A 13261-nucleotide genomic window follows, 5' to 3' on the forward strand; every position below is an offset into this window, starting at 1 on the left:
GCGAATTTGCCAGGTCCTTTATCCAAGTAATAAGACGAGCTACCAGTGCTTCACGCTGATCATTATTAAGTCAACGCAGATCTGACCTAACTAAGGCCATAGGATCCAATGCTAATATTTCATGCCAGAAAGCAGGTTGAAGCTCTGCTAACCAGGCAACCGTTTCTTTTAAAGCTGGTACTATGCCGCCGGTCGGATCTGTTGCTGACCGGAAGAGTGGACGCAAACTATTATGTGGTAATTGAGTTAGGTTCAAATACCAGGCTGCCAAAAATTCTGCATAAGATTGATGGGTCCACACCATTCGTCCATTTGCTACATCGGTGAAAAGACCTGTATTTCTAAGCAAATCTCGAACTGTTGCAGCTGTAATTTGGGCTTTTGTTCCATTCCAAGTTACTGTGTGACCAGCTCCTACCACATATGGATCAAGTTCATTTGGACCTAGAATACCCGAAACGGGTTCAATATGAATTTGGCGACGATTCGTAAGTACAGCTAAAAAAGCCAAATAACCAGCCAGCAAAAGGCGTGATCTCGGATCTCCCCGATGAGATTCATTTCGGGTGCGGTCTGGCAGTTCGCACAATTCCAAACAGCCCCGCTCGTATAATCCAGCCCGACCCGAAGTCTCGGAAATACCAAAATTGGGCTGATGGGTTTTATAAAGGTTTATTAATAATTGTAAAGTAACAGGACTACTTGCAAGAGGTTGAGCATCAACTTGGGCTATTGCAGCTAAGAATAGGTCAGAATTGAATCCTTCTTGGGATACTGCTTCTCTTACCTGCTCTTGGGTTAGCGGGCTGAGGAGTAAAATAGCAAATTGCTGCGAAGAAAGATCCTTTTTAATGTTCCAAAGAGATTTTAAGACTTCAGAAAATGAGGATGGCCACACAGCATTACGGCAAGTAATTCGAAGTCTTAGCCGCTCAATCGGAAGCTTTCGAAGTATCCGCAGAATGGCTTCCTGAAGCTTGCTAATATGCAGTAAGCCCTCATCTAAACTATCCAGCCAAAGCGTGAGAATAGAATCAACCTTTAACCATAATTCAACTTTGGATGAATGCATAACTTCCCGGTATAGAACATCTTCAGTGGTTACTGATCCTAAATCCAAAAATAAATGATCTGGCAAACCAATAAGTAAGGCTCGCTGCTTATTCAGTTCAAAAGATTTGCCAATCCCTGGTTCTCCTAGCAATACAGCACATTTTAAATCTTGGTCAAGTTGGTCTAGCGTTACTCCAATTGGTTCTGCAGTCAAACTGGTAATAAATTTTGAGCTTAGCACATAACCGTCATTATCGAGCTCATATGGGAGAGTTGTTGCTGCAGGATCTGGATTAGTAATAAGCCAACGACGCTGCCAAGGATAGTTTTTGGGCATAAAATCTTAAAATTTTTGTAATTTGTAAGATGAATATCAATAGAGGAAAGGTGTCTTAATTATTAAATGATTCAAGTTCTATCCAAGAGAAATAGTTGGAATAATATAATGAAAGGCTATAAATATAGCACTTTATATACGGATTTTAATTTCAACATTACCCAAAGACTTTTTAATTAATTGGTTTACTAATTTAAATTGGAAGAAGAAAGCTTTCGACGTGAATTGTTAAACAATAGTAAAACTGGTACGATATATTTTATATGCAGTAGATTTGTTATTGTTATATCAATAGTTTAATCTTATTACTCAAATATTAAGCATTGCAAAACTTAACTTCCCAAATTGCCGAACTTTACTACCAGCTCATTCCTCCAATAGAGGAAGGGTTACTAATTTTTCGTTTACATGAGAAAATAAAGAACGGCGAGATTGATATAAATTTCTCAATTCAAGATATTCAAAGAGCTATAGAGGAAGCTAATCAATTTAATACGGGTAGTGAAAGCGTTCCGAACCGGGAGCGCCTACTGAAAAATCTACTTTCTTATTTTATAGAGCGACCAGCAGAACAAAAGAGTCGTTATACTCTTACAGAGTACGCACGAAAATTCGTGTTGCTTCTTGAACATAAGATTAATAACCCTTTCCGTAAGTTTCCACTCCGTGAAAGTTTCAAGCGTTATGCTGATTTTAACGCACAAGAGATACAACAAATTAATCAACTAGAAAGCTGGTTTAATCAAGGGTTTCAAGCTACTACAAGGGAAAATATTGTTGATCACTTAGAAGAATTGAAAGCAGATGTTCAATCATCAGTCCAGCGTTTAAACAAACTGTTATATTCTGGTGAAATATCAGTTCAAAGTATGGTTGCAGACTTTTCGGTGATTTTTACTGACCTTGGTGAAAAAGCTGATGAAATACGTGATACTCTCCGATTAGGAAATTCATTACAGTTTGAAATTGAGCTCGTCGTCTCCAAATTTTATAACCAAACGCAAGAATTCAAACATCCCTCGACTGCAGAAGAATTCGTCCATTTCAATGATTTACACTTCGCATTTACAAGAGCTACTGAAATAAAGCAGGAAGTATTGTCGTTTTTTGAAATTGTTGATGGAAAGCTTGGTCAATTACGCGAACGAATTCAATATGCCAGCAATAAACTGAACGAATTACAGGAGCTTTTTCGCTACCAAAGCCATTTTAAGTTAAATCTTAAAAGATTACTCGAATATGCGCTAACTGTTGTAAATCCTGAAAAGGGTCAGCTTGTTTTTCCTCCCTGGTTTCCATTCAAAGGAATTCCTGAAGAACGCTTCAAACTCACCGTAATGCCTGAATTGGAGCGCGAGTTTACCCAACGAAATATGGTGGTTGAGAATCTGGAAGACCAAGCGTATCATCGGCAGGAGCTGATTCGAGTTGAAGCGGATCTTATACGGCAGCAACGTACTGCGATCTTGATTGAGCAATACAAAAATCGCCTAGAACAAGAGGGCAACCTGGATTTTACAATGGAATTCTATCGTATAATAGACACTGAACATGATGAAGAAGTAGCTTTACAAGTGGGATATGAGCTTATCCAATATACCCATGATAACCCACATTTCTTGGTTAATATATTACCTAAACTTGACAAACTTTATCTACGCAAACCTATCCTCACATGGACAATCAATTTAAAGAGCATGACGTGATTTTGAACTTTAGCTTTTTGGGCCACCGAGATGTACAAGCACATTTTGCAGACTTGAATATTGCACTTTTGAGCGGACGGCATATTCAGACTGGCGAAGGCTATCTTTTTACTTTAGTGAACCACTATCAAGATGAATTTAAAATTTTCTATCGTAGCCTTTATGGTTTGGAGTTAAAACAAGCTAAAGTAGATAATACCAACTATTACTACCTTGACTTTCCAGAAGAGGGGAAAGGAAAGCTATACACCTCTGACCGCTTTAGAGAAATGACCTCCTGGGAAATAATAGTTGCCCTTATGCTGCTAAATATGTACTATGAGCGTTCCTTTGAGCAAGCAAAGGTCATTAACTGGGAGATAATTCAAAAGGAAATCATGGAAAGTGAATTGGCACCACTATATAAGAAAGCCTTTTTCAATAATTCAATCCGGGAATTTTATACCAACTCTGAATGGAAAGTTCTTTTTGACAAATTTAAACGCGTGCTAAGAATTTTTGATCGGTGGGGCTGGATCAAATTACAAACCGTCGAAGAAGGTGAATTCGTCTTTCTTATCCGTGAAAGTATTGATCGATTTGGGAAGCTTTATCAATATGAAATTAGCCATTTTGATATCTTCATTGAACAAATAAACCAAAAAAAATAAGGGTATGACATATCCTTTAATCCATGCTTTATCGACTGTTGGTGTCTTGAAACATTATAATCAAGATTACTTAATCCATAGACAACGTACTGATTTTACCGGAGCGAATGGGGTTGGTAAGTCCATCATAGCAGATCTTTTACAGTTAATTTTCATTAACGATAGACAACTTTTTCAATTTGGGACTGAAGGTTATAAGAAAGAAGCCCGGCAGATCCACAAGCTACCATACAAATGTCGGGATGCCTATGCATTCCTGACAGTAGAAGTTGAGGAAAATAAATTCATATGTATAGGAGTAAGCATTCCTAATAACTCAAACAGGCCCTTAAAGCCTTTTCTAATTACTTTAGACCCCAACAATCAGCTGCCCTTTTCAGATAGGGCGTTTTCTAAGGAGCAAATACCCCAAGCCAAACATTTTATCAACGATAAAAATCAGATCTGTATAGTAGAGGATTTAGGCCGTCATTTTCGCGACAAATATGATCTGTATTTCGAGTATTATAGTAACCGAGAACAAAAAGACGAACACTACGCCCGCTTATATGACCAGCACCTTTTGCCTATTAATCTGAGTATTCCTAGCAGTTTAAAAACGTTTGCGAAAATAATCCAATCTTTTTCGAGGGCAAGAAGTGGCGGTGATAAATCTGAAGAGTTAAAAGATTTTCTTTTTGATGGCGTTGAGCACGAATTAGAGCATACTTTTGATAGTTATAAGAATGAGATAGATAAACTTCTTCGGGATTACGATGATCTTCATTTGTTCATCAATGACTTAGAAGCTAAACAATTGGAGCTGGAGGAATTGAGCAAGCTATTAGAATTCCAGAAAACGGCTCAGAGGAAATTACTGATAGGCACTTGTGGCAATTCATTCGCCAATAGCAATAGAGCAAGTGTTGCTCTTGACTTGAAAATCAGAGAATATAAAACTGCTGTGCAAAAAGCAGGGCTGCTTACAAGGCAGCTTCCCCGCTTACTGTCTTTAGCGGACGGATATAAAGCCTTGCTGTCACACTGTAAAAGGCGACTGGACGCAATTAAGACTTGTGCGGAAATTGTGAAAAGCATTGTAGAGGTTGAAAAGCAAATTAATGACCTTACTTTCACAAACCTGCCGGTTATTGTGGAGCCTTTTAATGGACAGTACCCTATTGATGAATACGATACTGGTGAGATTATCAGACGTTTTAAGACATTCGTACCTATATATAAGCAATACAAATCTATATCCGCTATTGAGCAACAAATTGAGAATCAGAAACAAATAATCCAGGAAAGGAAAGCAGTAGTATCTAAAAATATTAAATACTACAAACTTATAAATGATTTATTCCGAGGTACAACCGAAAAGTCATTAATTGCACAGGTTTTAAAATCAGATAAGACTATTTCAACTGCTCAGGAGGCTGTTTTATTTCATTTTCTACAAACACACTGGCAAAAACCCGAACTTCCTGGTTTTCCCTTCTATGCCGATGGGTTTGAATTCTTTGATGATGAGCAAATTATCCAAGATGAAAGGTTAGGAGGTTATTGGCTACGCCTTAAAGATTTAAGTATTTATATTGAGAGTTTAAAGCATGAGCCGGTTCTTGGAAACACTGAATTACGTAGCAAAGCAATATCTGACCTCTTAATACACAATGAAACCATTATTAACTCCTTAAATAAAGAACTAGAGCAACTGGATCTTTTTGAGAAAGGGAAAGAATTTGAATTGAAATATGCTACAGTTTTGATTGGTCTTGATGCGCGTCTTTATGATTATGAATTTAAAAATCAACTAGCTATCACAGCGCAATTAATACTACAGCTTGAAGATAAAATTGATGGCCTGCAAAAAGAAAGAAGCGAACTACACAATAATAAAGCATTGCGATTAGTTGAAGTTGGTATTGATAAAAATTTCGATTTGCAAAAGTTGTTTGAAATCGAAAACTCTAATTTCGAGTGCTGGCAACACAAAGCAGAGAAATTTCATAATCGTGTAATAAATGACAGCGCAAAAGAAAGCGCTATGCGCGAAACATCTATTCCTGCTTTGGAACAGCAGACTAAGGATAAGAAAGAGCTTGCAGACCGCGCCACAGTAATGTATCTCAAGGATAAGGGGGATTTAGAAAAGATCTACCCGGAACTAATAACTGAAACATTTTCGGAAATAAGTGAAGAGGAGCTGCAGGGTTATAGACAACAATATGATGACGCGAGACGGAATTATGAAAGTGCCTACCTGGCTGCTTGCAAATTATTCAAGGAAACAGCTGATGGCAATAATATGGAAATTGCATTAGAAATAAATAAAGGCAATTTTAGTTTTCAATTAATGGAGCAGGCTTTATTGGGTAGTAGAATCAAATTTCGCGATCAGATAGCTGAGGAACTGCGCACAGCAAATCGGTCGCGACATAAACTAGTTGATTCAATCCATGAAACAATGCTTAAAATCTTCATCAGGACTAAAACAAAATATGAAGAATATCGAACTCAAGTCCGTGAACTGAATTTATTTTTTACAGGTAAAACTATTAGTAATAAGTATTTCTTCCAGGTTGAATTTGTTCCTAACTCAGAAGTACCTATTGAATGGATTAACCAATTGCAAAGTCAATCACAACATTTATATAAACATGGTGAGCTTCCAATGGGAAACTCAGTAGAACTGTTTATTGAAGAGTTTTTTAAGACTGCGGCTCGATATAAGAAAAAGATTGCCTTCAGGGACTTGCTGGATCCTAAAACCTACTTTACCTTGGATGCTGGTCTTATTAATGAAAAAGGTAATGAGGTGCCTGGAAGTACTGGGGAAACTTACTCTGCAAAAGTGCTTTTGGGTATCGGAAGATTGTCAAAGGTTCAAGCCCAAAATCGGCAGGGAATCAGGTTCATTATACTAGAAGAAACAGCGAATCTTGATAAAACAAATTTTAATAATTTTCCAGCTATTGCCGAGGAATTTGGTTACCAAATTATAACTATGACCCCAAAACCTTTTGGTGCAGACGCAACGGAAGGCTGGTATCTGCATCATCTATTGCCTGGGAGACATGATCCGGATATTAATTATCCTGTGCCGGCTAGTTATTTTAAAACGAATACCAATAAGGAAGATTTGCTATCATACCTTAATAGGGTTTCTGTATGAATTGGATTGCCTTAAAAGCGTTACATGAAATTTACGAGCGAGGGGAAACCAAGAAAAAGGAAACCTTAATGAAGGATAGTCAAATTCTCTTCCTTTTACGACAAACTGGTGAACTTAAAGATGGCGTAAGCACAATTTTTAAGGGTGATGGATTTGATGCCTATTATCAAAAAAGACATTTACAAAAGTTTCTGAATTATAATCGATTTTTGGAAAATGTAGGGCTTTTGACACCGCAGTTACGTTATCAGGAGTCTGATATTCAAGTCTTAATGGAGTTGCAGAGTGGGATGGCAAGTGGTGAGCTAGTTCCAATCCGTGATGAGATCATCCAAGCAGAGGAGACAGTTAGAGGCGTATCCCAGATGTTTTTTAGAAATGAAAAATATTTGGAAAAATCGGAAAGCCTATTACGCGCAGTAAAAAATATCTTAGGCATTGCCGAACTTGCTAATGATAAAGAACAGCAATACAAGTATGTTTTGCAATGTCATAAGCCTAAAAAGATTGTACTTTGCGAAAACCTAGACTTTTTAAAGCGACCTTCCAAGCCTAGAAAACACAATATTGAGCTTTGGTATGCTGGTGGTAAGAACATCGATAAGCTTAATTATATTGGAGAGGTCAGCTTACCGATCTTTTATTCCTGCGATTGGGACTATGATGGCTTACTTACCTATCAAGAGGTAAAGAAAAGAATACCTTCTATCCGATTATTGTATCCAAATGGAACATCAAAAAGTATAGTGCAAACTGAGCACAATAGCCAATGGCAATCACCTTCTAACCCTAATTTATTATCTGGATTAGACCCAGCATTTTATTCCGCCAGCGAGAAGTCATTAATAGTGAGCTTAATAACTGAGAATAATTGGATAATGGAGGAAACCAACGATTTGGTACGAATGGTAGAGTCAATGAAAAATTAAAGACAGAATAAACTACTGCCAAAAATTTTAAGAAGATCCCTGTTCCAAACTATTGGGAAAATAAATATGATTAAATAGGCTTAACGTTTTGCTCTCCAAACCATTGCTTGGCTTTTTCTATTACTGCGGGAGATGCTGCATTATAATAAACTACAAGGTTTTCTTTTGCCCTTGTGCAGCATACATATAATATTTTTTGACTCCTGTCTTTAATGCTTGAGTAGGTTTTCTTTTTTGCCGGCGTTAATGAGGAGTAAATAGTATCACTAAATACATATTCAAAATTATATTTATTCCAACCCCCGCTATCCATTATAACTAATACATTATCATACTCTTCACCTTTGATTTTATGTTGGGTTGAAAATGGAGTGTGGCCTTCTAGGTAGTTAAATAAATTTTGAAATTCGGAAAAAGGAAGCACTTTTACCCGATTATAAACATATGTTTTGGAATGAATAAACTCGGTTAATTTATCATCAATCTTACAAATATTCTGTTTATCAGCGAATGAAATAACTTCCTCAATGCTAGAACCCTCCATAGAATCTAAGGTTTCTATACTTCTTTTAAGGATAGCTTTATCTTCAAAGCAATTAATAGGATATTCAGTTCTCTGGATGAATTCGTTGAATTTGTTTGCTTTGTAAAGGGTAATATTAAGTTGAATTTTAAAAAGATGTTTAATTAGGTTGTCTCTCTTAGAACCTCTTTTGCTTTCTTCAGATTCGTCCTGTTTTTTGTCATCTATTAAGGCATCCTTGTCAACATAGATTTTACTAAATTGGGAAAAAGGGGAATTCCTTGCAGCTTCCATTAAATCAGGATTTTGTTGGATAAACTCCTTTTGTCCCGGTGTTGGAGTAATGGAAAGTTCATCGACAACTTGTCCAAATGTATATTCCGAAAAATCTTTATCTATTTTCTCTTTCCGAATATGGGAAGTTACCTTACTTTTAAATTCAAGAATTTTATCTCGGTCATATATTTCCATTAATTCTGCAAAACCGGCCTGGGGAGCAATTAAATTATGTGTTAAATTTAACTCTTTTGTTTGCTTTACGTCTCCAAAGTCCCAGTTTATTGATTTTTTAATAAGAGATAAATCAGAAGAATTTGAATAAATGAATTTAATATTTCCATCTTTAACAAATCCATCTCGCATATTTGGGGCGTTTTGATCTTGGGAAGGTTCTTGCTCCAGACCGTCGCTTCTAAGCTGATTTGCCAGCAAAATGACTGAATTAGGATTTCTTCGATTTTGCTTCTTCTGAATTTCCACAACTTTATTTTCAGCCAAATAGGTACCTAAATTCCCAATACTATCATCATAAATTGATTGCATAGCATCCCCAAAAAAGCCAATAACATTTTTTTTTTGGCTTTGGGCCAAATGTTCCAAAAAAATGGCTACCACAGAAGGATGTGTATCCTGGTATTCATCAATAAATATAAAAGGAAATTTGTCCTTTATTATTTCGCAAAGAACTTTATAATCCCGAAACATTGTATGGGCAAGCTCGATTACTTCATCATGTGAAATAATGCCCTCTTTTATTCGGGTCCACTCCTTATATTGGATGCCCTTTGAAAGATGATCAAAAAAATTGGGGTCTGCCAATTCATCCCCGATCTTAATTTTTGAGTCTGGATCGTTTATAAGCCTAATTAAGGATTGTCTTAATTCCTTCTGAAATTGCTTTATACAATCCCATAAAAAATCATGGATAGTCAAAACTGTTAAATTGGGATGCATAATCCGACTTTCTATTTCCTTAACAGCTGCATTAGTGTAAGTTATGCATGCGATTTGCGCTGTAGGTTCAATTTCAATTGCCCCCTTAATGACATGCACCAACGAATAGGTTTTACCACTTCCGGCTCCTCCGCTTAGTAAAAAGTTTTTTCCCAGGCTGATTTGATGAAAAATTGACTCTACTTCTGGCTCTAGTCTTTCTTTAACCATAATAATCCTTCTTTAATATAGGCAGGTATTTGCCAATTACTGTATTTTTTTCCCTCCGTGTCTTCTTTACTATTCAAAAGTATTTCCATAGCCAGGGTAGGTTTGCTACCTACAGCCTTGTTTACAAAATCATAAACGTTTATATGATTTGCCTTAAATTTTTTGACGTATTTTTTGGTTAAACTAGTAAAGGGGTATTCAGGAGTTTCGAGTAAATTACTATTTAAATGAAAGAAGGCATCCTCAAAGCTCCTGGCGTGATAGGTTTCCCCAGTGTTGTTGGTTTCATCCAATTGATAAACCATAAGTAATTTTCCTTCATTATCAACTTCCCATCTATTTAAATTTGAATTCTTCTTTAAAACTTTAAGATCTAAAGTTAAACCTTTATAATAATTAATTGCCTTATTGTTGTTGTGGAAATACATTAAAGAAGCATTGGTTGTATCTGTGGCTTCGGTCATGATACATTTATCCCAGCTATTCTTAGGATTACCGTCTTTCCCGATTTTAGTTACTGCCTTAGCTCCATCTATGTCACTTATAATTAAAGATTTAACTCCTACAAAATCAATGAATTTCTCAAAAATATGTGAGTAAGCCCCCACTTCTACGATAGAAATATTTTGAGAAAGTAAGGGATTGTCCGGTATTTCCTGATCTATCTTTTTCATCATAGCAGGAAGTAAGATCCTTTCTGTATCACCTTCAATGAAAATAGCTTTGTCTGCAAAAAATAGCTCAGCCCGGTTTAAAGTTAAATATTGCTTTAAGAATTTATAACTTTCAGTTTGCCCATCACTTTCGTAAGCTTTCTGCAGGTCTTTGAGGTTTTTAGCAGTTATTTGATTTTTATTCTTTTTGCTGAAATATTTAATATCATCAAACTCGCTCTCGGCAGTAATATGCGACGAGTGGGTTGTAATGATAGTTTGAAGGTTGAAGGACGGAGTCTTTTCTCCATTACCCTTACTGGCAGAAAAGAGAATGTCTTTAATATTTTTAATGAACACATACTGCATTTGAGGATGAGTATGGGCTTCTGGTTCCTCTATAAAAAGTAAATTTATATCGGCTGGTTTTTCATTTTCTTTGTTTTCCTTTCGGAAATCTGTTAGTAATACCTCGATTTCGAAAATCATACCTATTAGGTTCATATAGCCTAAGCCGTTATAATTTTCAGGAAGAGAATGTTCCGCGTTATGATCATACATAACTGTGGTATTCCCTTTTAATAATTCCCGGTGCTGTAAGGTGGAGACTATTTTAATAATCGAGTCCCCGTCCTTCACTCCGCCGAACTTTCCTACTTTACTAATAATTTCTTTAAATAGGCCTTTGTAAACTTCGTCTAAATGACTATCAGTTTCACTTAAAGTATCTTTAAATTGTTTGATTTCAGCGGATTCGTTACCAAGGCTTTCCCTTTTTTCATAATATTTGGATGATAAGACAGATAAGGTTTTGTCATTATCTTTATTGGATACATCCCGGCGGGCACTTATTATTTTTATGTTTAAAATTTTATCCAGGCGGAAGGTATTGTCTAGTTCATGAAATTCATCATCATTTTCTGCTGAAGTAGCAAGGTTATACGCTACTGTCTTTTTGTAAATCCTAAAATATTCCTGGTGATATCTTTTGAAGAAATCATAGAAAATGAATTTTTTCTTTTCCACTTTTAAGGCTTCCAATTCCTTCTTTTCCTCTTCAGTTATATCCCCTTGTATTGTATATCTTCCCTCAATTTTAGTTTCCTGTTCTGCTGCATAAGCCTTAAATGAACTTTTCATTCTTGCTAGATTTTCTTTCTGCAAGGAGTATTCAAAAGCTAAAACTATAGTTTTGTTTGCCGGATCAAGATCCATCATTACCTGACTGATATTGGCGAGATTATCTGATTCTTCATATTCAATATATAATTTTAGAGAAATTCCTAAAAAAGGAACCTTTAAATCATCCTCAGATTCGATAATGCATTTTAACTTCTTTTGAAAATCAATGTTAAAATCATCGCAGGTAAATGCCCGGGAATTCGTAGTCTTTTCACTTAAAAATTTATCAAGAATTGTTAGCAAGGAAGTTTTGCCGCAATTGTTTTTACCTATTATAAGTGAAAGCTCTTTTTCTACATCCAGGGTGAATTCTTTAAGTAACCTAAAGTTGTTAACTTTTATTTTCGTGATTCTCATTTTGGTTTTCCATTAATAAAAGACCTTTATTAATTTCTAAGTAATAATTAAGGTCTTTATATATTAAGTTTTAATGTCAGATTCTCTTTTCTATAAATAGGTCTTCTTTACTTAGGTCGTGCATTGAATAGGAATACCTTGGGATTTACTTGGGCTATTGGGGCAAAGGCTGCTTCGGTTAAGCCCATGCCAAAATCAGCTAGCATAATCTTTTCAGTTTTGTGGTTAAGAACCACGTAGAAATCCCTGCAGAAAAGTACCTTTCCCTTTAGTATTGGATCCTGCAGGGTTTGTCGCTGCAGTGGCTGGATGGAAGGATTGTGAATGATGTAACTTAGATCCACATATATGTTTTCAAGCAAGGAATCTTGATTGTGTTTACCAGCTGGTTTCCAGCGGATCAGGTTCTTATTGCCTTTTTTTACTTCTTCCTGTCCAATTAAATGTAGCAGCGCGGCATAAAAACGTTTATCCAGCGAATTGCTGTCGTTTGTAAAAGGCAGCTTGAGCAAATGCACTGGGCTCAGGATCTTCAGCAAACTAATAAACTCACTGTCGGCGGCCTTTGAAGCATTCCGAAGCGGTTTTTCGAAGTCTTTTAAATTGAAGTAAGTAAAAGTGATTTCTTCTTCCAGCTGCGCAATAAATGGTTTGGCAATTTCCTTGTAAAAAAGGTTGGTATTGGTGCTGGTTTTCTGGCCCTGCTGCCAGGCTTCGTAATCCTTCTTTAGTTGCGTATTTTTAAAGAAAAGCCGTTCAAAATCCTGCGCATCGAAAATAAACCAATCGTAAATATTAGTAATTACCAGGTGCGTCAGGTTGTTGTTATGTTTTAGGCGCTCACGCAGGTAGTAAAGCAAAAGCTTGTGCATCGCCTTTGCATTCAGGTTCTGCCGTGTAATCATATCAGCCTTGTTCGTTGGTTTTTTCACCTCGAACATTACACCTGCAGACGTGTTTGCATCCTTGCCGGTGTTGATTACGAAATCAGTTTTACCTTTAGTAGCAATTAAATAATCGGGATGGTAAAAAGTATTTTTTAGAAAATCTATCAAATGGATCTTCACGTTCTCTTCGCTTTCCTTATCTTCAATCTGACCAAGTAAGGTAATTAAGCCAGCTTTAAAAGTTTTTACCTGTTCGGGTTTAGGTTTGACTAGGCGATAAGCTTTATTCAAGGCTTTCTTAGTGGAAAGTTCGGTCAGTTTCATAGCAGGTAAGCAATATAAAAGCGAACTTAAACAATTGCTATGTTACAACCAATACGACTTAGG

8 protein-coding genes are annotated in these 13261 nt (G+C 36.3%); 4 read left to right on the forward strand and 4 right to left on the reverse strand.

Annotated elements, in window-relative coordinates; all coding sequences use genetic code 11:
* Positions 1–70 precede the first annotated feature (70 nt).
* Positions 71–1390, reverse strand: a complete 1320-nt coding sequence (locus F0P94_RS08305) for an NACHT domain-containing protein (protein WP_150903423.1) — start codon at positions 1388–1390, stop codon at positions 71–73.
* Between the two features lie 323 nt (positions 1391–1713).
* On the opposite strand from F0P94_RS08305, the gene F0P94_RS08310 reads away from it, so the two are divergent.
* From F0P94_RS08310 to F0P94_RS08325, 4 genes are read left to right on the forward strand one after another with little or no spacing between them, the layout of a single operon-like run.
* Entirely contained in the window at positions 1714–3096 is a 1383-nt protein-coding gene (locus tag F0P94_RS08310) for a hypothetical protein (protein ID WP_150903424.1), read from the forward strand.
* Entirely contained in the window at positions 3066–3746 is a 681-nt protein-coding gene (locus tag F0P94_RS08315) for a condensin complex protein MksE (protein ID WP_150903425.1), read from the forward strand. The genes F0P94_RS08310 and F0P94_RS08315 overlap by 31 nt, the downstream gene beginning before the upstream one ends.
* Positions 3747–3750: 4 nt before the next feature.
* Positions 3751–6900, forward strand: a complete 3150-nt coding sequence (locus F0P94_RS08320) for a hypothetical protein (protein WP_150903426.1) — start codon at positions 3751–3753, stop codon at positions 6898–6900.
* A complete protein-coding gene (locus F0P94_RS08325) occupies positions 6897–7829 on the forward strand; it encodes a hypothetical protein (protein ID WP_150903427.1) in 933 nt (310 codons plus the stop codon). The genes F0P94_RS08320 and F0P94_RS08325 overlap by 4 nt, the downstream gene beginning before the upstream one ends.
* A gap of 70 nt (positions 7830–7899) precedes the next feature.
* On the opposite strand, the gene F0P94_RS08330 is transcribed toward F0P94_RS08325, so the two are convergent.
* The 3 genes from F0P94_RS08330 to F0P94_RS08340 form a co-directional block, all read right to left on the reverse strand.
* Entirely contained in the window at positions 7900–9795 is a 1896-nt protein-coding gene (locus F0P94_RS08330; RefSeq protein WP_150903428.1) for a UvrD-helicase domain-containing protein, read from the reverse strand.
* The gene (locus F0P94_RS08335) at positions 9777–11987 is read right to left on the reverse strand and encodes an ATP-dependent nuclease (RefSeq protein ID WP_150903429.1); all 2211 of its coding nucleotides are present in this window, start codon (positions 11985–11987) and stop codon (positions 9777–9779) included. Before F0P94_RS08335 ends, F0P94_RS08330 begins: the two co-directional genes overlap by 19 nt.
* A gap of 107 nt (positions 11988–12094) precedes the next feature.
* Entirely contained in the window at positions 12095–13198 is a 1104-nt protein-coding gene (locus F0P94_RS08340) for a DUF7149 domain-containing protein (RefSeq protein ID WP_150903430.1), read from the reverse strand.
* Between the last annotated feature and the right edge of the window lie 63 nt (positions 13199–13261).

It is taken from the genome of Adhaeribacter soli, assembly GCF_008727925.1.
GTDB classification, from domain to species: Bacteria; Bacteroidota; Bacteroidia; order Cytophagales; family Hymenobacteraceae; genus Adhaeribacter_A; species Adhaeribacter_A soli.

What these genes read in the sequence shown, in the direction of transcription:
- F0P94_RS08305 (WP_150903423.1), bottom strand. Translation starts at nt 1,390, where the DNA reads ATGCCCAAAAACTATCCTTGGCAGCGTCGTTGGCTTATTACTAATCCA.
- F0P94_RS08315 (WP_150903425.1), top strand. Translation starts at nt 3,066, where the DNA reads ATGGACAATCAATTTAAAGAGCATGACGTGATTTTGAACTTTAGCTTT.
- F0P94_RS08320 (WP_150903426.1), top strand. Translation starts at nt 3,751, where the DNA reads ATGACATATCCTTTAATCCATGCTTTATCGACTGTTGGTGTCTTGAAA.
- F0P94_RS08325 (WP_150903427.1), top strand. Translation starts at nt 6,897, where the DNA reads ATGAATTGGATTGCCTTAAAAGCGTTACATGAAATTTACGAGCGAGGG.
- F0P94_RS08330 (WP_150903428.1), bottom strand. Translation starts at nt 9,795, where the DNA reads ATGGTTAAAGAAAGACTAGAGCCAGAAGTAGAGTCAATTTTTCATCAA.
- F0P94_RS08335 (WP_150903429.1), bottom strand. Translation starts at nt 11,987, where the DNA reads ATGAGAATCACGAAAATAAAAGTTAACAACTTTAGGTTACTTAAAGAA.
- F0P94_RS08340 (WP_150903430.1), bottom strand. Translation starts at nt 13,198, where the DNA reads ATGAAACTGACCGAACTTTCCACTAAGAAAGCCTTGAATAAAGCTTAT.